The sequence below is a fragment of the Ruegeria sp. CDSB029 genome, assembly GCF_059611125.1.
In genome coordinates, this window is record NZ_JBXWOX010000009.1 from 106,437 (window position 1) to 127,370 (window position 20,934).

Annotated in this window: 22 protein-coding genes; 9 read left to right on the top strand and 13 right to left on the bottom strand. The window is 58.6% G+C overall.

Annotated features, from left to right (window positions below):
* Positions 1 to 42: 42 nt before the first annotated feature.
* Positions 43 to 1,371, bottom strand: a complete 1,329-nt coding sequence (locus AC2FI8_RS12840; RefSeq protein WP_496779387.1) for an amidase — start codon at positions 1,369 to 1,371, stop codon at positions 43 to 45.
* 54 nt (positions 1,372 to 1,425) lie between these two features.
* Between AC2FI8_RS12840 and AC2FI8_RS12845 the strand changes: the two genes are divergently transcribed.
* Positions 1,426 to 2,688 carry an FAD-dependent monooxygenase gene (locus AC2FI8_RS12845; protein ID WP_496779388.1) on the top strand — a complete coding sequence of 421 codons (1,263 nt, stop codon included), beginning with the start codon at positions 1,426 to 1,428 and terminating at the stop codon, positions 2,686 to 2,688.
* On the opposite strand, the gene AC2FI8_RS12850 is transcribed toward AC2FI8_RS12845, so the two are convergent.
* From AC2FI8_RS12850 to AC2FI8_RS12875, 6 genes are all read right to left on the bottom strand, one after another.
* Positions 2,685 to 2,870, bottom strand: a complete 186-nt coding sequence (locus tag AC2FI8_RS12850; RefSeq protein ID WP_109310669.1) for a Trm112 family protein — start codon at positions 2,868 to 2,870, stop codon at positions 2,685 to 2,687. The two genes, AC2FI8_RS12845 and AC2FI8_RS12850, sit on opposite strands and share 4 nt — an antisense overlap.
* Positions 2,867 to 3,508: an LON peptidase substrate-binding domain-containing protein gene (locus AC2FI8_RS12855; protein ID WP_496779390.1), complete on the bottom strand. Its 642-nt coding sequence runs from the start codon at positions 3,506 to 3,508 to the stop codon at positions 2,867 to 2,869. The genes AC2FI8_RS12850 and AC2FI8_RS12855 overlap by 4 nt, the downstream gene beginning before the upstream one ends.
* Before the next feature lie 27 nt (positions 3,509 to 3,535).
* Positions 3,536 to 4,453 carry a tetratricopeptide repeat protein gene (locus AC2FI8_RS12860; RefSeq protein ID WP_496779392.1) on the bottom strand — a complete coding sequence of 306 codons (918 nt, stop codon included), beginning with the start codon at positions 4,451 to 4,453 and terminating at the stop codon, positions 3,536 to 3,538.
* Positions 4,454 to 4,529: 76 nt separating this feature from the next.
* Positions 4,530 to 5,318, bottom strand: a complete 789-nt coding sequence (locus AC2FI8_RS12865) for an exodeoxyribonuclease III (protein ID WP_496779394.1) — start codon at positions 5,316 to 5,318, stop codon at positions 4,530 to 4,532.
* A gap of 113 nt (positions 5,319 to 5,431) precedes the next feature.
* Positions 5,432 to 6,241 (bottom strand): alpha/beta fold hydrolase, encoded by an 810-nt coding sequence (locus tag AC2FI8_RS12870; protein WP_472724564.1) that lies wholly within the window; start codon positions 6,239 to 6,241, stop codon positions 5,432 to 5,434.
* 283 nt (positions 6,242 to 6,524) lie between these two features.
* Entirely contained in the window at positions 6,525 to 7,211 is a 687-nt protein-coding gene (locus AC2FI8_RS12875; protein ID WP_058272567.1) for a response regulator transcription factor, read from the bottom strand.
* A gap of 161 nt (positions 7,212 to 7,372) precedes the next feature.
* Here AC2FI8_RS12875 and ribA point away from each other — a divergent pair, with 161 nt between their 5' ends.
* Both ribA and AC2FI8_RS12885 read left to right on the top strand, forming a co-directional pair.
* A complete protein-coding gene (ribA, locus tag AC2FI8_RS12880; RefSeq protein ID WP_058272568.1) occupies positions 7,373 to 8,467 on the top strand; it encodes a GTP cyclohydrolase II in 1,095 nt (364 codons plus the stop codon).
* Entirely contained in the window at positions 8,464 to 8,964 is a 501-nt protein-coding gene (locus tag AC2FI8_RS12885) for a L,D-transpeptidase family protein (RefSeq protein ID WP_496779397.1), read from the top strand. Before ribA ends, AC2FI8_RS12885 begins: the two co-directional genes overlap by 4 nt.
* Here AC2FI8_RS12885 and AC2FI8_RS12890 read toward each other — a convergent pair.
* Together AC2FI8_RS12890 and AC2FI8_RS12895 are read right to left on the bottom strand one after the other, a co-directional pair.
* The gene (locus AC2FI8_RS12890) at positions 8,948 to 9,607 is read right to left on the bottom strand and encodes a YggS family pyridoxal phosphate-dependent enzyme (RefSeq protein WP_496779399.1); all 660 of its coding nucleotides are present in this window, start codon (positions 9,605 to 9,607) and stop codon (positions 8,948 to 8,950) included. The two genes, AC2FI8_RS12885 and AC2FI8_RS12890, sit on opposite strands and share 17 nt — an antisense overlap.
* A gap of 101 nt (positions 9,608 to 9,708) precedes the next feature.
* On the bottom strand, positions 9,709 to 10,734 hold the full coding sequence (locus tag AC2FI8_RS12895) for a porin (protein ID WP_496779401.1): 1,026 nt from the start codon (positions 10,732 to 10,734) through the stop codon (positions 9,709 to 9,711).
* 283 nt (positions 10,735 to 11,017) lie between these two features.
* Here AC2FI8_RS12895 and AC2FI8_RS12900 point away from each other — a divergent pair, with 283 nt between their 5' ends.
* The 4 genes from AC2FI8_RS12900 to holA all read left to right on the top strand — a co-directional run bounded on the left by AC2FI8_RS12900 (position 11,018) and on the right by holA (position 15,634).
* Positions 11,018 to 11,506: a DUF3576 domain-containing protein gene (locus AC2FI8_RS12900; protein ID WP_496726561.1), complete on the top strand. Its 489-nt coding sequence runs from the start codon at positions 11,018 to 11,020 to the stop codon at positions 11,504 to 11,506.
* Positions 11,507 to 11,578: 72 nt separating this feature from the next.
* On the top strand, positions 11,579 to 14,131 hold the full coding sequence (gene leuS, locus AC2FI8_RS12905) for a leucine--tRNA ligase (RefSeq protein WP_496768563.1): 2,553 nt from the start codon (positions 11,579 to 11,581) through the stop codon (positions 14,129 to 14,131).
* The gene (gene lptE, locus AC2FI8_RS12910; RefSeq protein WP_472724567.1) at positions 14,118 to 14,609 is read left to right on the top strand and encodes an LPS assembly lipoprotein LptE; all 492 of its coding nucleotides are present in this window, start codon (positions 14,118 to 14,120) and stop codon (positions 14,607 to 14,609) included. The genes leuS and lptE overlap by 14 nt, the downstream gene beginning before the upstream one ends.
* Positions 14,606 to 15,634, top strand: coding sequence for a DNA polymerase III subunit delta (gene holA / locus AC2FI8_RS12915; RefSeq protein WP_496768566.1), 1,029 nt, complete (start codon positions 14,606 to 14,608; stop codon positions 15,632 to 15,634). Before lptE ends, holA begins: the two co-directional genes overlap by 4 nt.
* On the opposite strand, the gene AC2FI8_RS12920 is transcribed toward holA, so the two are convergent.
* A complete protein-coding gene (locus AC2FI8_RS12920; RefSeq protein WP_496779403.1) occupies positions 15,631 to 16,815 on the bottom strand; it encodes a TIGR03862 family flavoprotein in 1,185 nt (394 codons plus the stop codon). The two genes, holA and AC2FI8_RS12920, sit on opposite strands and share 4 nt — an antisense overlap.
* Positions 16,816 to 16,863: 48 nt before the next feature.
* On the opposite strand from AC2FI8_RS12920, the gene AC2FI8_RS12925 reads away from it, so the two are divergent.
* Entirely contained in the window at positions 16,864 to 17,160 is a 297-nt protein-coding gene (locus tag AC2FI8_RS12925; RefSeq protein ID WP_480792021.1) for an HNH endonuclease, read from the top strand.
* On the opposite strand, the gene AC2FI8_RS12930 is transcribed toward AC2FI8_RS12925, so the two are convergent.
* From AC2FI8_RS12930 to AC2FI8_RS12940, 3 genes are read right to left on the bottom strand one after another with little or no spacing between them, the layout of a single operon-like run.
* A complete protein-coding gene (locus AC2FI8_RS12930) occupies positions 17,161 to 17,898 on the bottom strand; it encodes a VOC family protein (RefSeq protein ID WP_496779406.1) in 738 nt (245 codons plus the stop codon). It lies immediately after the preceding gene.
* Positions 17,895 to 18,503, bottom strand: coding sequence for an enoyl-CoA hydratase/isomerase family protein (locus AC2FI8_RS12935; protein WP_496779408.1), 609 nt, complete (start codon positions 18,501 to 18,503; stop codon positions 17,895 to 17,897). Before AC2FI8_RS12935 ends, AC2FI8_RS12930 begins: the two co-directional genes overlap by 4 nt.
* Positions 18,500 to 19,249, bottom strand: coding sequence for an SDR family oxidoreductase (locus AC2FI8_RS12940; RefSeq protein ID WP_496779490.1), 750 nt, complete (start codon positions 19,247 to 19,249; stop codon positions 18,500 to 18,502). The genes AC2FI8_RS12935 and AC2FI8_RS12940 overlap by 4 nt, the downstream gene beginning before the upstream one ends.
* A gap of 132 nt (positions 19,250 to 19,381) precedes the next feature.
* Here AC2FI8_RS12940 and AC2FI8_RS12945 point away from each other — a divergent pair, with 132 nt between their 5' ends.
* Positions 19,382 to 20,905: a DUF2125 domain-containing protein gene (locus AC2FI8_RS12945; protein ID WP_496779410.1), complete on the top strand. Its 1,524-nt coding sequence runs from the start codon at positions 19,382 to 19,384 to the stop codon at positions 20,903 to 20,905.
* The last annotated feature ends 29 nt before the right edge of the window (positions 20,906 to 20,934 follow it).

Consider the following 20,934-nt stretch of genomic DNA (forward strand, 5'->3'; position numbering starts at 1 on the left):
TTCGTCCAGACAAAGAGGTGGCGAATCAGGGGATTGTGGCATTCAGGCCAACGCCACCTCGGCGGCTGATCCCAGCCGTAACAGGGCCTCTTCCGAGCCGGGATATCCCATCATCATCACGCCACACCCGGGTATTCCGGTCGGCAGTGTCAGTGCAGCCAGCCCCATCAGATTGCCGATACGAGTGTTGCGAAGAGCCAGCAGGTTTTCCGTGACATAGTAGTCATGATCATTCATCAAACGATCCAGATTCGGCGGCAGAATGGGGGCCGTGGGCGCAAGCACCGCATCAAACCCCGATGTTGCCGCATCCCATGCAGCCCTACAGGCTTTTAGCCTGGACCAGGCAGCGATGTAATCGGCACCCGTCGCGTTTTGACCCGACCGAAACCGTTCCAGAATCTCGGGATACATGGCATCGGGATTGGCTTCGATCACATCGCGCCACAGCCCATAGGCTTCGGTTGTGTAGAGAACGCCAGATAGCGCCATGGCGTCGTGCAACTCGGGGACGTCCAGCGGAACGATCTCGACACCGGCCTCGGTGAGTTTTTCCAACCCATCCTCAAAGGCCTTGCGCGGTTCATCCCTCAGGTTGTCCTGCGCCACGGTCTGAAGATTGGCAAAGCGGCGGCCTTTCAGGCTGACACCGCGAAGATCCGGCGGAGAGCGCCCCTCGAGCAAGGCCAGCATATAAGCCGCGTCCTCGACTGAGCGGGTCAGTGGACCAACAGTGTCGAACCGCAGACACAAGGGCACTGTACCCTCAAGGCTGACGCGCCCGGCGGTGGTTTTCAGCCCGACCAGATTGTTCCAGGCCGCTGGGATGCGCACTGACCCGCCCGTATCCGAACCGATCCCACAGGCGGCAAGGCCCCAGGCCACCGATGCGGCCGCGCCGGAAGAAGAGCCTCCGGATACGGCGTCTTCATCGTCAATGCATGGGGGCGTGCCAGTGATCGGGTTCAGGCCAAGGCCTGAGAAGGCCAGCTCGCTCATATGCGTCTTACCCAGACAGACCGTGCCCATGGCGGTGGCGTTACGCACAACGACCGCGTCCATTTCGGGAACCCGGCCTTTCAGCAAGGCCGAGCCTGCCTCAGTCGCTGTGCCGGCGGTGTCGAACAGATCTTTCCAGCTGATCGGCACACCATCCAGCAGGGACCGCCGCAGGCCCAGATTGGCGCGCTCCTGCGCAGCCAATGCCTCGGCCCTAGCACGATCATGCGTAACGCGGGCATAGATCCTGTCGCGGTGCGGATGCGCGTCGATGGCGGCCAGATAAGTCTCGGTCAATTCAACCGGATCGATCTGTCCCATGCCGATGCCCCGACCCAGATCACACGCCGTCATGGTCAGCCAGTCCTGCATCCCTGCCCCCTTGCGAAAAAAGCACTTTGAGGGACGGTAGCGACAGGACCGCACATGGACAATCCCGAAAGGGCGCGCATATTGCAGGCCATGGAACACAACTCGGATATCCTGATCGTAGGCGGCGGCCTGAACGGCCCGGCCCTGGCGCTGGCACTGGCCCAGACAGGGCATTCTGTCACCGTCATCGACGCATTGGCCGAAAAAGCCCGAAAAAACGCGGCTTTTGACGGGCGCGCCTATGCTCTGGCGCTGGCCTCGCAGCGGCTGCTGGATGCAGTTGGCGTCTGGGACAAAGTGGCAGACCATGCCCAGCCCATGCTTGAGATCAAGGTCACTGATGGCCATTCCGGCGTTGGTCCATCCCCGTTTTTCCTGCATTTTGACCATGCCGAGATTGAAGAAGGCCCGATGGGCTACATGGTCGAAGACCGCCACCTGCGCCGCGCGTTTCTGGATGCCATGGTCGAACAGGGCAGCATCACGCAGATCAGCGGCAAAACCGTTGTCGCGCAGGCCTCTGATGATACCGGCGTAACGCTGACGCTGGATGATGGCACGACCCTGACCGGCGGATTGTTGGTTGGCTGTGACGGGCGCCGCAGTGGCACCGCCGCGCGTGCCGGGATCAAGCGCACCGGCTGGGATTACGGCCAAACCGCGCTGGTTTGTGCCATTGAGCATGACCTGCCCCACAATGGCGTCGCGCATCAGTTCTTCATGCCCCCCGGCCCTTTGGCGATTCTGCCGCTGACTGGCAATCGCAGCTCGATCGTCTGGAGCGAGCGCACCGCAATGGCGCAGCGCATCAACGCGATGCCCGAAACGGATTACCTGCAGGTATTGCGCCCGCGATTTGGTGATTTTCTGGGTGATATCCGTCTGCAGGGTGACCGATTCACCTATCCGCTGAACCTGACCATCGCCAATTCCTTCATCGGTGACCGTATGGCGCTGGTAGGCGACGCCGCCCACGGCATGCACCCTATCGCAGGTCAGGGATTGAATGCAGGCCTTCGCGACGTAGGCGCTTTGGCGGAAGTTCTGACACTGGCTGGACGGCGCGGCGAGGATATCGCATCAGTTCTGGTGCTGGAGCGCTATCAGGAATGGAGACGGTTCGACACGGCGGCGCTGGCCATGGCGACCGATGTGTTCAACAAGCTGTTTTCCAACGACAACCCGATTTTGCGTTTCGGGCGCGACATCGGGATGGAGATCGTTGGCTCGGTCCCCGGCCTGCGCCGCGGCTTTGTGCGTGAGGCGGCCGGGCTGACCGGAGATCTGCCGAAACTCCTGCAAGGGCGCGCGATTTAATCCAGCTCGCGCGCTTCATCCACCAGCATGACCGGGATACCGTTGCGGATCGGAAAGGCAAGGTTGGCAGCTTTGGACACCAGTTCCTGCTTTTCGGCATCATAATGCAGCGTGGTGTGTGTCTGCGGACAGATCAGGGCCTCAAGCATGTGACGATCAAATGGGTGTTCGGCTTCGGTCATTGCAGTTTTTCCTCGCTCGATCCGCCCCGCATGGCGAATTCAATCAATGTCACCAATGTCTCGCGGCGCGTGCGAAGGCAAGGTGCCTCGAGCAACGCCTGTTTCTCTTCGGGATCGAAATCCAGCAGCATCGACAGGGAATTCACCAACAACTCGTCATCGGCATCCTTCAACGTGTCCCAGTCGGTCGACAGCTGGCGCGAGGGAAAAAACCGTTCGAGCAAATCCAAAAACCGCGACCGATCGAACGCATTGTCCGCTTCGGCCTTGCCGAGATCGCGGTCAAACCCGTCCCATGAAACTGCACAGCGGCGATAAGGTGTAAACGCATCCAACTCGGACTTGATCCGAAAACGTGAGACGCCGGACAGTGTGATCAAGTACCGACCGTCTTCGGTTTCAGAGAACTGCGTCACACGCCCGGCACAGCCGATTTGATGCAGTTTGCTTTCGTTGGACTGACATGGATTCGGCTGGATCATTCCAATTAGCCGTTCTGGCGTTTTCAGCGCGTCGTCCAGCATTTGCAGGTAACGCGGCTCAAAAATGTGCAGCGGCAAGCGGGACCGGGGCAGCAACAACGCCCCGGGCAATGGGAAAACGGATACCGTCTCCGGCAGGTCAGCGGGATGCATCATGTACCCGAGTGTAGCCCTGATCAGGAATTAGGCAAATATCATCGAGCTGAGCTTGCGCCGCCCGTTCAGAACAATCGGATCATTGGGCTTCAGCGCGTCGAAAATGGTGAACAGTTGCGCCTTTGCGGCACCGTCATCCCACTCGCGGTCGCGGCGGAACAGTTCCAACAATTGCGCTACAGCCTCTTCAACTTCACCATTGGCGTGCAGCGCCTGCGCAAGATCGAACCGCGCCTGATGATTGTCGGCATCCGCCTCGACCGCTGCTTTTAGCTCACCCACTGGGCCTGCATCGGCCGCTTGCTTCGCCAGTTCAAGCTGGGCATGGGCTGCTTCAACCTCAGCCGAGGTTGAAATCTCTGCGGGTGCGCCGTTCAAAATGGCCTCGGCCTGCTCCAGATCGCCTGCTGCAATATGGGCGCGCACCAGACCGCCATAAGCGGCGGCGTGGTTCGGGTCTTCCCCCAGAATGGCGGAAAAGGTCTGTGCGGCATCCACAGCTGCGCCATCGGCCAGCATTTCTTCGGCGGCCAGAACAGCGTCATCCAGCTGCCCCCCGGGGCTTTCACCACCGGCAGCCTCAATCACTCGGTCCACAAACGCCTTGATCTCGGACCCTGGAACGGCACCCTGAAACCCGTCGACCGGTTGACCTTTGTAGAACGCGTATACGGTCGGGATCGACTGAACGCGCATTTGCGAGGCGATCATCTGTGCCTCATCCACATTGATCTTAACCATCTTCACCGCCCCTTTGGCGGCGATCACAGACTCTTCCAACAGCGGCCCAAGCGTTTTGCACGGACCACACCAGGGGGCCCAGAAATCCACGATCACAGGGATTTCCTGCGAGGCCTCGACGACATCGGCCATAAAGGTGGCCTCGGATCCGTCCTTGATCAGATCGGCGGTATCGGGTCCGGCTGCGGCGTTCAGAAGGTCCATGGCATTCACTCTTTCGTTCGAATTTGGCCCCTATATGCAACTGCAAAGGGCAGAAACCAAGGGGAGAGTTGCAGGGTCAAAGGTCGAATGTCGCAAAGACTGGTGCGTGGTCGCTGGGTTTTTCCCACCCGCGCGCATCGCGCAGCACGCGGCTTGAGTGGCCTGCGTTGGAAATATCCGGCGTGGCCCAGACATGATCCAGACGCCGCCCCTTGTCGGCTGCGTCCCAATCGCGGGCCCGGTAGGACCACCAACTGTATAGCTGCCCGTCGGGGATGTCCTGACGGGTAATGTCCACCCATCCGCCTGCGTCCTGCGTTTCGGCCAGCGCCTCAACCTCGATCGGCGTGTGTGAGACAACCTTGAGAAGTTGCTTATGCGACCAGACGTCATCCTCGCGCGGTGCGATATTCAGATCGCCAACCAGAATGGACTTTTCGGGCTTTTCGGCATGGAACCAGTCGCGCATATCCGTGAGATAGTCGAGCTTCTGCCCGAACTTCTCGTTCTTTTCACGGTCCGGAATGTCGCCACCGGCGGGGACATAGAAGTTGTGAATGGTGACACCGTTTTCCAATCGCCCAGCGATGTGGCGCGCGTGGCCGAGACCTGCAAAATCCTTGTCACCGACTTCTTCCATCGGCAGGCGCGACAGGATGGCGACGCCGTTATACCCCTTCTGGCCCCTTGCAACCATGTGGGTGTACCCCAGTTCGGCAAATCCGTCGGTTGGGATCTTCTCAACCGGCGACTTGCACTCCTGCAAACACAATACATCGGGAGCTTCTTCCTGCAGTAATTTCAGCACGATAGGCTCGCGCAGGCGGACCGAGTTGATGTTCCAGGTAGCAAGAGTAAAGGGCATGGGGGATTCCTCTGTCGCGGTTGGGCGGAGGTTAGCGTGGTGAGGGATGGGGTGCCATAGAAAACGATCGAGGAAGAGCTGCTAAGCGGACGAAGCAGACACTCGCCGTGTCCTTAGTTTCTGGCAATCCCCAGCAGAATTTCGGCTACAACTTCTTTCGCCGGGCTCACTTCCATTAACTGATGCGGGCCTTCGACCGTGATCAGGTTCCAGCCGCGCTTTTCGACACGAGCAGGTGCCTCGACTGCGCGCATGTATTGAAAGAACGGGTTGCTGTCGTTGGCCACGATGATTGTGCCCTGAAAGTCCGGCGTACCATCGGGCAGCGCCAACCGATCAGTGTACGACTTGAAAGGATGCGGTCTCATCGTTGGCAGGGCTTCGCGTAATCCGTCTTTTGGAATAAGCCATCCATCCCCGTCTTTCTCGACCATAGCATACACTTCGTCTCTTGTGGCCTCGTCGAAAAAACTGGTCATCAGGCTTTCACCGTCATCCGTAGGCACAGTATCTAGATACACCAGGTGTTTGATACGATCCGGCTGTTCTGCTGCGGCACCGGTTATCACAGTTCCCCCATAACTGTGGCCGACGAGGATTACGTTCTCGAGGCCCCGCCAGCTAAGCACGTTTGCGACATCATGCACATGCGTAGACAAACCCGTTTCTTTTGAAAGAAGGTGCTCTCTCTCGCCAAGACCCGTCAGGGTTAATTCGACCACCTCAAAGCCCTCATCCCTAAGCAATATGCTCAAAGGTTCATACTGACCGGCCCACTGAAACGTCCCATGAACCATAACAAAAACAGGTTTGCTTGTGGACGCTCCCTCTGTTGCGGTCTGGGCGACGGTGAAATTGCCCAAGGAAAGCAAAGCGGTGAATGCCAACCAAAGTGTTGCTATGGCCTTTCTGAAGTTAAGCATAATTTCCGCCCCATCTGAACCTTTCCGAAATTCCGCTGACCCTGATTGCAACCTCGCTGCAGGTCAAGCTATTTGATCTTTTCAGAGCACGATCCAATCTGGCTGTCTGTTTTGGGCTCGAACCGGACATTCATTCACACCAGCCCGTCCCAAAAAAAAGCCGGGCCATAAGGCCCGGCAGTCCAACAGGGAGGTGCATGTCATAACCCGGACATGCGCGGGTTGGGAGTACTCTAATTACACATCCAGAGTATCACTTTGATCCACGTCAATCCACCCGGAGTTACGAGACCAAGCGATATCCGCCCGATTCTGTGACCAAAAGGCGCGCGTTCGATGGATCGGGTTCGATCTTTTGGCGCAGACGATAGATGTGGGTTTCCAGCGTATGTGTGGTGACACCGGCGTTATAACCCCAGACCTCGTGCAGCAGGACGTCGCGGGCGACCACGCCATCTGCCGAGCGGTATAGGAACTTGAGAATGTTGGTTTCTTTTTCGGTCAGGCGGATCTTGCGATCCTCTTCGGTGATCAACATCTTCATCGCTGGCTTAAAGGTATACGGCCCCAGCACAAAGACCGCGTCTTCGGATTGTTCATGCTGGCGCAGCTGCGCGCGGATACGGGCCAGTAGGACCGGAAATTTGAACGGCTTAGAGACGTAATCATTGGCACCGGCATCCAAACCCAGAATGGTATCTGCGTCGCTGTCATGGCCGGTCAGCATCAGGATCGGGCTTTTGACGCCTTGTTTGCGCATCAGACGGCACAGCTCACGACCGTCCGTATCCGGCAGACCGACGTCCAGAATGACCAGATCGTAAATCGCCTCGCGTGCACGCTCCATGGCGGATTGACCGTCTGCCGCTTCGAATACGTCGAAATCCTCGGTCATCACGAGTTGCTCGCTGAGCGCCTCGCGCAGATCTTCATCGTCATCCACCAGCAGGATTTTCTTGAGCTGAGCCATGTCCGGTCCTCCTAAGCCTTTTCCACCATTTGCGTGCGGAAGATGCAATCAACAAGATTTACTGCAATGGTCTCACGCCCTCGTGTCTGACGCAGAGGAATTGTTTCACTTTTTCTTCTGTTCGGGTTAGACGAAGACCAACACGTTATAGGGTAACATAGATGAGTCTTATCCCCGATATCTCGGAATTGCTGGCACGGGCCCGCGCGGATCTGCGTATGGGCGTTCCCGTCGTATTGACTGATGACAGCGGGTTCAGCGTCATAGCGATAGCGTCCGAGACATTAAGCGCACAACGGCTGGCCGACCTACGGAACTTCGAAGGTCAGCCTGTGGTCGCGATCACCGTAAGACGCGCAGAAACGCTGAAGGCACGTGCCTATGATGGCGACCTCGCACGGGTAATTATCCCATCAGACACCGACATCGCATGGGTTCAGGCGGTCGCCGATCCCTCGGATGATCTAAATACCCCGATGAAAGGCCCTCTGATGTCCGAGCGTCAGGGTAGTGCCAACCTGCACCGTATTGCCATCGCTTTGACGAAGTCCGCACGCCTCTTGCCGGCCGCCGTGGTGGTTCCAATTGATGACGGTCGCGATTTTGCGGTGGCACATGGCCTGACCTGCATCGACCATACCCGCGCTGCGCCGCATCTGGCAGATCGAAGCGCCCTGCACGCGATTGCCGCCGCGCGCCTACCAATGGAAGTGTCCGAGGCCGGTCGTCTGCATGTTTTCCGCCCCGAAGATGGCGGCGAAGAGCATTATGCCGTGGAAATTGGGCGTCCGGACCGAAGCAAACCTGTGCTGGCCCGTTTGCATTCGGCCTGTTTCACAGGCGACTTGATGGGCAGCTTGAAATGCGATTGCGGGCCGCAGCTGCGTGGTGCGCTTGCCCAGATGGGGTCCGAGGGCGCAGGCGTGTTGCTGTACCTCAATCAAGAAGGGCGCGGCATCGGCCTTGCCAACAAGATGCGGGCCTATTTCCTGCAGGATCAGGGTTTTGATACGGTCGAGGCCAATCACCGATTGGGGTTCGAAGACGATGAACGTGATTTCCGACTGGGATCGGACATTCTGAAAGAACTTGGGTTTTCGTCGGTTCGATTGCTGACAAACAACCCGGCGAAAATCGCGATGATGGAAAAGACAGGCATCGCGGTGACCGAAAGAGTACCGCTGAAAGTGGGCGAAACAGCCCATAATCGGGGATACCTGGCAACCAAGGCCGCAAAGTCGGGCCATTTGCTGTGACCCCGGACGATCTGGTTCTTACTCCGCGGGGCATCCGGTTTGCCGGGCGCCTCTTTCCTTGTTCGATCGGAAAAGGCGGCCTGACGGATGACAAGCACGAAGGCGATGGGGCAACGCCAATCGGTGTGCATCACATAGTCAGTATGCTGTTTCGACCAGATAGAATAGCAGCTCCGTCCTCATGGGCCATCCCAATAGGCCCCGGTGATCTTTGGTCTGATGACAGCGCGGACAGCCAGTACAATCAGATGGTCAGCGCGCCCTATGCCCTCAGCCACGAAAAGCTGCGGCGCGCGGACCCCCTGTACGATCTTGTTCTGATCACCGACTGGAACTGGCCGAACTCTGTGCCGGGCCGCGGGTCCGCCATTTTCCTTCACCAGTGGAGACGCCCCGGCTACCCAACCGAAGGCTGCGTTGCGTTTCGCCGCGATCATCTGCATTGGATCGCGCGTAGAATTTCCCCCGGAACGCGTCTGATTATCCCGCAGGTTTGACCCGCTCGCCAAAGATGGCGGACCCCACACGCACATGGGTGGCGCCCAGTGCAATCGCCTGCTCGAAATCACCGCTCATCCCCATCGACAAGCCCTGTAACCCGTTGCGTTCGGCGATCTTGGCCAGCAACGCAAAATGCAGCGAGGGTTCCTCTTCAACCGGCGGGATTGCCATCAGACCCTGAACCGGCAAATCCAGTCCGCGACACTCGGCGATGAAGGCATCTGCGTCAACCGGCATGATCCCCGCTTTCTGCTCTTCTTCTCCGGTGTTGACCTGGATGAAAACATCAGGGCAGTGGCCAAGCTCTTGCGCCAACCGCGCAAGTATTTTCGCCAGCTTGGGCCGGTCCACCGAGTGAATCGCGTTGAACAGCTCCATTGCCTGCCGGGCCTTGTTGGTTTGCAGCGGTCCGATCAGGTGCAGGTCAATCTCTGAGAATTTCTCTTTAAAGCCCGGCCATTTTTCGGCCGCTTCCTGCACGCGGTTTTCCCCGAAACAACGGTGGCCCTGGCTTAGCACAGCCTCAACACGTTCATTCGGCTGGACCTTTGAAACCGCGATCAGCTTTGTCGAACCCGCAAGTCGTCCGGCGGCGGATTCGGCCTTGGCGATGCGGGCAGTGATGTCGTGCAGCGACATGGATTTCCTCTCTCTGCTTTGGGGCAGGAAAACACCAAGTCCGCGCAAAAGAAAAGGGCAGGTCCGAAGACCTGCCCTTAAACTTTGTGGTTTAGCTCAACTTAGAAGTTGAACTGAGCACCGAAGTCGGCACGTACACGGCTGTCGCCGTCGCCGCGCTTCTCTTGGCCGAGACCACCGCGCAGCGATGCACCGCCGCCCAGGTCGTACTTAACGCCGATACCATACTGCTGCAGGTCGTCATCCGCCGAACCGTCACCGTAAGCAGCGGTCAGAGTGGTTGCCGCGCCCAGGTTGTAGGCCAGCGACAGACCGTATGCGGTGCCGTTGCGATCGTCGTTTACAACGTCATCGTCAGCTACAAACAGTGTGCCCGAGAAGTCACCGAATTCTGCACCCAGGGTCAGAACGGTCAGCGACTGCTTTTCGCTCGCGCTGTTCACGTTCGCCTTGGTCTGACCATAGGCCAGTGCAGCGGTGATGTTGTTGAAGTTGTAGGTTGCGCTGATGTCCCAGCGGTCTGCGTCCTGCGCAACACCGTCAAAAGCAATAGTTGCCTGGTCATATGACGCGCCGAATGCGAAATCGCCAACTGCGTACTGGAAGAACACAGCGTTCGAACCCGAACCGGTCGACGAATAGCCCAGGAAGCTATAGTCAACGCCCGAGTACTGACCGATGAAGGCTTCCAGGCCAGGCTCGTTACCGTAGTAGTTTGCCAGGTTGTCGAAGGCACCCGCAACGTTGCCGGCGTCAACACGCAGACCACCGTAGATGACCGAGAAGCGTGCGCCGTTCAGACCAGCCGAGTTGGCTTCGCCGGTGTCGGCGTTTTCGTCAGCCTGCAGACGAACACGAGCCGAGAACTCAACGCCGCCGTCGGTTTCTGCGGTGCCGTCGATGTTCAGGCGGAAGCGCGAGACCAGGATGGTGCTGTCGGTTTCGACGTTCGCGGTGCCATCGGCAACGATATCGCCGTTTGCGTCTGTGGTGAAGTTAGGAACGTCACCGGTACGGTCTTCATAGTAGCCAATACCAAAACGGCCATAGCCGCTGAATTTAACGTCGGCCGCTGCAACACTTGCGGTTGCGATCAGAGCGGTCGATGCGAAGAGAACTTTTTTCATCTTGTTTCCCTCGGTTTCAAAAGTTTTTCTACTCGACACATGCCTCAGCACATGTCTCAGCACGGGAACCGTTTCGCTCGGATTACCCCCAAAGCGCAAGCTTGCCTTAAATGTGAAGGGTGCATTGGCCCCAAATTGGTGCAAGGATGCCACAGTCGATATTTGGGGACTAAACTGCCGTCCACACTGACATGTGTAACAAGAATAGGGTTGTTGCTGAACTGGACCTTGTCTAGGAGTAACACTTAACAAAGTAGACCAAGTGAAACAGGACCAGTCGACAATGCGCCTGCAGACGATTTTCGGTTTGATCATAATAACTGCTGCCGTGTCGGCCTGCGGACAGAATCAGAGTGCGGCTCCGAATCCCGCATTGCTGTATACAGATAGCACACGTACAGAAGAACGAGAGCTGAACGATCCGGAGCGCACAACAATCTGGGACGTATTCAACCGCGGGAATGCCGAACAGATCGTCAATGTGAATCGGTATCTTTGGGCTGCCTCGCTGGATGTGCTGAATTTCCTCCCGATTCAGGAGGTTGATCCATTTACCGGCGTGATCGTAACAGGTTACGGCACGCCGCCTGGTGGCGGACGCTCTTATCGCGCGACCGTGCATATAAGCGACCCGGCCCTGGCGGCGCGGTCGCTTTCGGTGGCACTGCAGACCAGCGGGGGCGCTCCGGTAAGCGCCGCGACGTCGCGGGCGGTCGAGGATGCGATCCTAAACCGCGCACGCCAGTTGCGCATTGCGGACAACAAACTCTAGCCACCCGCCGAAAATCACAATATTACCACGCCGGGTTCACGCCCGGCGTTTTCATTCACGAAGGACCGCACAATGTCGCGCTACTCGGCCACCGAAATCGAAGCAAAATGGCAAGAGGCCTGGGACAAGGCCGGGATCTTCACCGCCGACCACACGGCAGACAAGCCGAAGTATTACGTGCTTGAGATGTTCCCTTACCCGTCAGGGCGAATCCATATGGGGCATGTGCGCAACTATACGATGGGCGACGTCATTGCGCGTCACAAGCTGGCGACGGGGCACAACGTGCTGCACCCGATGGGCTGGGATGCTTTTGGAATGCCGGCAGAAAACGCCGCCATGGCCATTGGCGGCCACCCGAAAGACTGGACATACAGCAACATCGCCGACATGCGCGGGCAGATGATGCCGCTGGGCTTGTCGATCGATTGGTCCCGCGAATTCGCCACCTGTGACCCCGAATATTATGGCCAGCAACAGGCTCTGTTCCTCGATATGCTCGATGCCGGGTTGGTTTACCGCAAAAACGCCGTGGTGAACTGGGACCCGGTCGACATGACCGTTCTGGCCAATGAGCAGGTGGAAAATGGACGCGGTTGGCGCTCGGGCGCTCTGGTGGAACGGCGCGAGCTGACCCAGTGGTTTTTCAAAATCTCGGACTATTCCGAAGAATTGCTGGATGCGCTTGATACGCTAGAGAACTGGCCTGCCAAAGTGCGGCTGATGCAGGAAAACTGGATCGGCAAGTCGCGCGGCCTGCAATTTGGCTTCGAACGTACTGATGGTGGTGAGCCCATCACCGTCTATACGACTCGGCCCGATACGCTGTTGGGCGCGTCCTTTGTTGGTATTTCGCCGGATCACCCGATTGCCAAGCAGCTTGAGGCCGAAATCCCCGAAGTTGCTGAGTTTGTTGCCGAATGCCGCAAGGGTGGCACCACGGAAGAGGCCATCGAGACGGCCGAAAAGCTGGGTTACGACACCGGCATTCGCGTGCGTCACCCGCTGGACCCGAATTGGGAACTGCCGGTCTGGATCGCCAATTTCATCCTGATGGATTATGGAACTGGCGCGATCTTTGCCTGCCCCGCGCATGACCAGCGTGATCTTGATTTCTGCCGCAAGTATGGCCTGCCGGTCATCGACACCTTCTTTGCACTGGATGACGATAAGCCGGTCGACAAGATCGCCTTTGTGCCGCCGAAAACTGAAAAAGTCCGCTGGGTGGACCACTTCGCAGGCCTGACCGAGGCCTCTGGGGATGAGGCGATCAACGCCACCGTCGATTTCGCGGAAAAAGCAGGTTGGGGTGAAGGCGTCACCAAATATCGCCTGCGCGATTGGGGGCTCAGCCGTCAACGCTATTGGGGTTGCCCGATTCCGGTCGTGCATTGCGACAAATGTGGCACCGTGCCCGAGAAGAAAGAAAATCTGCCGATCGAATTGCCTTACGACGATGGCAACGGCAAACCCATCGACTTCTCGATCCCCGGCAACCCGCTGGACCGCCATGCCAATTGGCGTGACACCCCTTGCCCGTCTTGCGGCGCGCCTGCCAAACGTGAAACGGATACGATGGATACGTTTGTCGATTCGTCGTGGTATTTCGCCCGTTTCACCGCGCCACGCGCTGACACACCCACCGATCTGGCCGAGGCCGAATACTGGATGAACGTCGACCAGTATATCGGCGGTATCGAGCACGCGATTCTGCACCTGCTCTACTCGCGCTTCTTCGCGCGGGCGATGAACATCACGGGTCACCTGCCTAAGAAAGCCATCGAGCCGTTCAATGCGTTGTTCACGCAAGGCATGGTCACGCATGAAATCTATCAGACACGCGACGCCAATGGCCGTCCGGTTTATCACCTGCCTGAAGATGTGACCGACGGAAAACTGGCCGACGGCACCGAGGTTGAAATTATCCCCTCGGCCAAGATGTCGAAATCCAAGAAAAACGTGGTCGACCCGGTCAGCATCATCTCGGCCTTCGGCGCGGATACCGCGCGTTGGTTCGTCCTGTCCGATTCGCCGCCTGAACGGGATGTGGAGTGGACCGCATCCGGGGCCGAGGCTGCGTTCAAGCACCTCAGCCGTGTGCATCGGATCGCCTCGGAAATCGCCGAATCGGATGTTCCGGCCAATGCCGAGGATGAAACCCTGCTGCGCGAGATGCACAAAGCCATCCATGACGTCACAGGCGGAGTCGAATCTTTCGGCTTCAACGCCTCAATCGCCAAGCTCTATGCTTTCACCAACACCCTGGCCAAATCCAAGGCGGGCACCGCAGCCAAACGCGAGGCCGCCAAAACGCTGGCACAGCTGATGTCGCCGATGACCCCGCACCTGTCCGAGGAGCTTTGGCAGCTGCTGGGTGGCGAAGGGCTGGTTGCCACGGCATCATGGCCGGTTGCGGATGCAGCTATGCTGGTGGACGACACCGTCACCCTGCCGATCCAGATCAACGGCAAGCGCCGCGCGGAAATCTGCGTGGCCAAAGATATGCCCAAGGACGAGGTTGAAAAAGTCGCGCTGAGCACCGAAGCTGTGCAAAAGGCGCTGGATGGCGCCACACCCAAGAAAGTAATCGTTGTACCGGGCCGGATTGTGAATGTCGTCGTTTAACCGCAGAACCTTGTTGCTGATGCCCTTGGCGCTTGCCGCCTGCGGGTTTGAACCTGTGTACGCTCCAGGCGGATCGGGCTCGGCCCTTTTTGGTCGCGTAGAAGTGTCGGCACCAAACACGGTCACCAGCTTTCTTCTGGTCGAAGATCTGGAACAAAAGCTAGGCCGTAGCGCAACATCCGGCAGTGAATACAGTCTGGACGTTTCCGTCGTGACCCAGACGGTGGCGGCATCGATCACCTCAACGAACGAAACCAACCGTCTTATCATCAACGGGACCGCCAACTATTCGCTTAGATCGAAAGCGACGGGGCAAGTTCTTGCCTCTGGCTCGGTGACGGACTTCGTGGGGTATTCGGCTGCTGGTTCCACCGTATCCACACTGGCTGATGAGCGGGATGCTACGCAGCGCCTGATGGTGATTCTGTCCGATCAGATCATCAGTAGGCTGTACGCCACGCCGGGCCTGTCCGCATGAAGCTGAGCCCGCGCGAGGCCGAGGGATATTTCTCGAGACCCGACGCGGATAAGACCGGGCTGTTGATCTACGGTGCGGATGCGATGCGCGTGGCGCTAAAGCGGCAACAGGTTTTGGCCGCTCTGCTGGGCGCCAATGCCGAAGAAGAGATGCGGCTGACCCGCCTGCCCGGAAGCGATCTGCGTGGCGATCCGGCCTTGTTGCTGGACGCGGTCAAGGCGGTCGGGTTCTTTCCCGGGCCACGCGCTGTATTCGTCGAAGACACAACCGACACGGCCGCCCCAGCAATCCTTGCCGCGCTGGAAGATTGGGTAGCTGGCGATGCCCAGATCATCGTAACCGCCGGGCAGCTCAAAGCCAGTTCCAAGATTCGTAAAGCGTTCGAAGCACACCGCTCGGCCTATGCGGTAGGTATCTATGACGACCCACCATCCCGGGCCGAAGTCGAACGAATACTTTCTGAGGCCGGTTTGCAGAACATCCCGCGCGATTCGATGGCCGCGATTGCTGAGCTGGCAACCAGTATAAGCCCCGGTGACTTTACCCAAACGATTGAGAAACTGTCGCTTTACAAACGCGATGACAGCTCCGAACTGACCATTGAAGACGTCGAAGCCTGCGCGCCCCGCTCGACCGAGGCCGCACTGGACGATGTGCTGAACGTGGTTGCCGATGGTCGCGCGGGTGAAATCGGCCCGCTGATCCGACGTTTGCAGTCACAAGGAACCAATGCGGTCAGCCTGTGTATCGGCGCGACAAGGCATTTCCGCACTTTGTATGCCTGTGCATCCGATCCCGGCGGAGCAGCGCAGGGAATCGGCAAGCTGCGCCCCCCCGTTTATGGAAAGCGCCGCGACCGCATTTTGCGTCAGGCCCAAGGGTGGGGTGCGCCAAAATTGCAAACTGCATTGACGGTTCTGACCGATACCGACCTGTCGCTGCGCTCGGCCGGGCAAACCGCACCGGCCATGGCATTGGTCGAACGCGCCATGATCCGTCTGGCGATGCTGGCGCGGACCCGCTAACCGCTTTGATCCAACCAATGTGCCGCCGCGCGCCCAGCCCAACGGCCGGTCGCCAGGCAAGCTGTCAGAAGGTACCCCCCGGTCGGGGCCTCCCAATCCAGCATCTCGCCTGCGCAAAACACTCCGGGATATGCAGTCAGCATGAGCCCCTCATTAAGCGCCGCACGTGACACACCTCCTGCTGTGGAAATGGCCTCGTCCATCGGGCGCAGGCCCGCGTGGGTGATCTGCAGATGCTTGATCGCCCTCACGTCCAGCGACTGGATCTGACCGTGGCGCTTGGACATTTCATGAAACAGGGCAACCTTTTGCGGAGACAGGCGCAGAGATTTCTTCAGCCACTGCGAAAGGGTCGTTTTCGATTTCTTTGACGCAAAACGATTGCGCAACGTATCGGCATCCAAATCCGGAAACAAATCGACAAAAAGCGGTGCTCTGTCACGCAAGGCCGGGGTCAGTGAGTACAGTCCGCCCCCTTCCAACCCTTTCGCCGAAACCGCAGCCTCGCCGCGGCTTTCCAACTCTCCGGCCCTCCATCGCACCGATTTCAAAGCCGCGCCAAAATGAGGCTGCATATGGGGGCTCCATTCCACGGAAATGGCTGAGTTTGCGGGTGCGAAAGGTGTGAGGGGCACGCCATTACTCGTCAGCACCGATGCCCATGCTCCGTCTGATCCCAACCGCGACCAGCTTGCCCCGCCCAGCGCAAGAACTGTCACATCGGGGCACAGGTTCTGCCTGCCATCATCCGTGTCGAAAACGGCTTGGGCACCGTCCCAGCCAACCCACCGCCAACGTGTTCTGATCTGAACGCCAGCCTCTGCCAGCCGTGCCAGCCACACCCGCAACAGCGGAGATGCCTTCATCGACGTCGGAAACACCCGGCCGGTCGAGCCCGTGAACAACTCTTGCCCCAGCCCTTGCGCCCAGGTTTGCACGTCCGACGCATCGAATTCGGCAATCATTGGTCGCAACCAGGTCGCGGCCTCACCATAGGACCTCAGCAAAATCTCAAACTGTTCGTCCTTGGTCAGGTTCAGCCCGGACTTTCCCGCCATCAGGAACTTTCGCGCAACCGAAGGCTTGGCCTCTGCTACAACAACAGAGTGCCCGGCTTTGGCCAGTTCCTCGGCTGCCATCAGGCCTGCGGGTCCACCGCCGATCACCAGTGCCTGTGCCATCCCTGCCCTCTTGCCTTTCGCGCCACCCGGCGCAACCTTACCTGTGTGATGACGAACAGCGATCCGATCTGCCCGCTCTGCCGCCGTCCGATCCCGGATGGGGGCGGAAGCCTGCACCATCTGATCCCAAAACTCAAAGGGGGCAAGGGCGGACCCACCGTCCTGCTGCACCAGATCTGCCATAAAGAAGTGCACGCGACCCTGACAGAGGCTGAATTGGCTCGTGAATTCAACACTGTGGAAGCACTGCGCGCCCACCCTCGGCTGGAAAAATTCCTGAATTGGGTCCACAAACGCCCGCCCGGGTTTCGGTCGAAGGTTCCGGGCAAGCGGCGCGGGCGTTGATCAGCCGGGATTAACCGGGTCGCCAAACGCATCCCGCGTCGGCGCGGCAAGCCCCTGAAACTCCAACCCGCGATAATCGGGAACATTGGAAAATTGGGCACCGTCGACATGCTGGAACTCCAGCGTTGTGTAAGGGCGTTTCCAAAGCCATTCGCGGTTTTCCACAGCCCAAGGGTCTGGGTTTGGCGGAACCTCGTCGGTGAATGCGTAAAAATGCAGATCAAAGCCATACTGCCCGACGTCCTGCATCGAAAGCAGGCGCATACCCTGATCACGGCAGAATGCGTCCTCGGCTGCCATATCCCCGGTGCGCAGGGTGATCTGACCGATACAAGCTTGTGCAAACGGCTCGTTCGGGTCTGCGGCATTTGCTGGCCGGTTGCCTTCGAAATCATGCTGAAGCAGCTCGATCACGAACCCCTCGGGGTCTTTGAGGTGAGACATGTACCCGATGTCCATGAACTGTTTCGGGTCCGAGACCTCAACCCCCTTGCCCCGCAGGAACGCGGCGGCCAGATCAACGTCCGGTACTGTAATGCCGATCTTCCAATAGCGTTGTCCTGTGTCATGGGAGTATCCGCCGCCGCCAGGCATCAGCAGCAAATCGGCGTCCTGCCCCAAATAACCGATGCGCAGACTCACCCCCTGGGCCTGAACCGACATCCCAAGGACATCCGTATAGAATGTGCCCAGTTGTTCAGGATCGGCGACGCGCAGTCGCAAGCCAGACAGCCTCATCCGCACAGCCCGGCGATACGGGCTGCGATCTCGGGATCGGCGGCGGTGCTATCAGCGACCAGTTCACGCGCTGTCGGCATCAGCGCGTCCGGCGCCACCACCCGGTCCACCAGACCAAAGGCATAGGCCTCATCCGCCGTGATCTTTTGACCAGCCATCAGGATCATCTTGGTGCGGGACGGTCCGATCAGGGCCGACATGCGGGCGGGATCAGACGGTTGCGGTAGAAAACCCAGTTTCATTACGGGATAGAAAAACTTGGCGGACGGGACCGCAATACGAATGTCACAGGCGAGCACCATCCCGTTCGCGCCGCCGGCCAAAGTGCCATTCAAAGCAGCAACGGTCAGGCATGGCAGGGCAGCGATCGCACCCGACAAACGCTCCCATACGTCCGAGGTTGCAAGCCCGGCGCGCGCCTCGTCCAGATCGGCCCCGGCGCTGAACACGCTGCCCGCTCCGGTCAGGATAAACGCGCGCGCCTCGGTGGCGGCCTCGGCAATCTCGGCCAATTCGGTCAACATCGCCCCGGTCAACGCGTTAGCTTTGCCGGGGTTGTTCAGGGTGACGATCCACAACCCATCTTCTTTGTTCAGTTCGATCACGTCAACCCAACCCTTTGTCGAATATCTTCGCGCCGCAGCGAGATTTCGGACCCCAAAAATTCATCGGCATCCGCCGTGCACATCCACAAAAGCGCCTTGGCTGGCCAATCGGCAGGAATATGATCGCTCCAGTCCAACTGGCTGACGGCGTTGATACCGCTTGTCTTGATGACCCGCTGCATATCCGTCGCCACGGTCCCCGGCGACAGACCCATGGCGCGGATACCGTGCAACGATTCCTCAAGATGGAGGCATTCCGTCAGCATTTTTGCACCTGCCTTGGAGGCACAATAGTGGCTCCATGCCTCGACCGGGTTCGAGGCCGCGCCTGATGATACGGTCAGCACGGTGCCCCCGCCTGCTGCGCGCATGATGGGCAGGGCTGCGCGCATTCCGTAGAACACACCCTTGAGGTTTATGTCGATCGCCTTGTCCCAGGCCGCGACATCCGCGTTCGAGAGATGGAAGATCGGGTCAATGACACCGGCATTCCCGATCAGAACATCCAATCCGCCAAAGCGGTCGACGCAATCTGCCACAGCCTGTTCGACCTGCGCAAAATCACTGACGTCACATTCCAGCGCGATCACATTTTCGCCCAGCGCAGATGCCAATGCGGCGATCTGATCGCGACTGCGCGCGACCAGCGCCACGTTTGCGCCTGCTGCGGCAAAAACGCGCCCTGCCTCTGCCCCGATGCCGCGGCTGGCCCCGGTTATCAGTACGGTTTTCCCCTGCATTTGGATCCTCTACCTCTATCGGTTTGAAATTGTGTGAATGCTTACCGCGCGAAAGGGTAAAGGGTCCAGTCCTTGCCCCTTGACGCCCGACGCCACAAACACGACGATGCCGGCAAAATTATCTAGAAGGGTACTGTAATGTCCGTTTTCCTTCGCCGCAGTTGCGGTGCTGTTTTGGCTTATGCCGTTATCACACAAGGTGCACTTGCCGACCTGACCTCACAGGATGTCTGGAATGACTGGAAAACCTATCTGGGTCAGATGGGGTACACCGTTTCGGGCGACGAAACCGTTGCAGGAAATGTCACGACGATTGCCAACATGGCCATGTCCATGGACTTACCGGAAGAAGAGGCAACTTTTCAGATGGTCGTTCCAGAAATGACCCTGACGGAAAATGGCGACGGTACGGTGAGTATTGGTTTCCCCGAGAATTTTCCGATGACGATTTCCGGAGAGGGGGACGGCGAAAAGTTCTCGGTCAATGTCGATTATTCGCAGAGCGAGATGAACCTGATCGTTTCAGGCTCGCCCGACGAAATGACTTACGACTATTCGGCCGACACGATAGGCATCAAGCTGGATGGTCTGAATGTGGACGGCGAAAAGATGCCCGCTGATGCGTTGGCGCTCAGCCTGAACATGACAGATCTGGCTGGCAGCTCGGTCATGAAAATCGGCGAAAACCGTGACATTGATCAGAAATTCACCGCGGGTGGGATGACCTATGATATGGCGTTCCAGGACCCGGACAGCGGCGACACGGCCAAGGTAGACGGCTCGATGAGCCAGCTGGCGTTTGAAGGTACAAACGTTATCCCATCCGAATTCGACATCTCGGACCCGCAGGCCTTCTATAAGGCGGGCTTCTCGTTCTCGGGGCTGTTCACCTACGGATCCGGCCAGAACGCGATTGCAGGCACCAGCGAAGGCGAGGCATTCTCGGTCGGAAGCGAATCCCAAGGTGGCAAATTTGGCGCCAGCATCGACGCCGAGCGTCTTGCCTATGACATCGAGCAGAACAGCGCGAAAGTCGCAGTGACGACCGCCGACCTGCCCTTCCCGATTGAAATCGCGATGGAGAATGCCGGGTTCAAGTTTGAAATCCCGGTGCAGAAATCCGAGGAAATCCAACCGTTTGGATTCGCCATGAACCTGACCGACTTCACCATGTCGGATATCCTGTGGAGCATGTTCGACCCAGCAGGCGCCCTGCCGCGCGACCCGGCGACTATTGCGCTGGACACGACCGGGACCGCCAAGGTTCTGTTGAACATCTTTGATCCTACCGCAGTCGAAAACCTGGATGCATCTGACGCCGCACCGGGCGAGTTGCACTCGCTGAAGATCAACGAACTGCTGGTGTCTCTGGTCGGGGCCAAGCTGACCGGTGAAGGCGATTTCACCTTCGACAACTCCAACGTCTCAGAGTTCGACGGAATGCCCGCGCCGACCGGTGTTGCCAAGCTGAAACTGAATGGTGCCAACGCCCTGATCGACAAGCTGATCGAGATGGGTCTGGTGTCAGACAGCGATGCAATGGGCGCGCGGATGATGATGGGTCTGATGGCCGTACCGGGTGACGAGCCCGACACGCTGAATTCAGAAATCGAATTCACTGCGGATGGTCAGATTCTAGCGAATGGCCAACGTATCAAGTAGCACTTCGGGAAGGCGGCATCGCTGCCTTC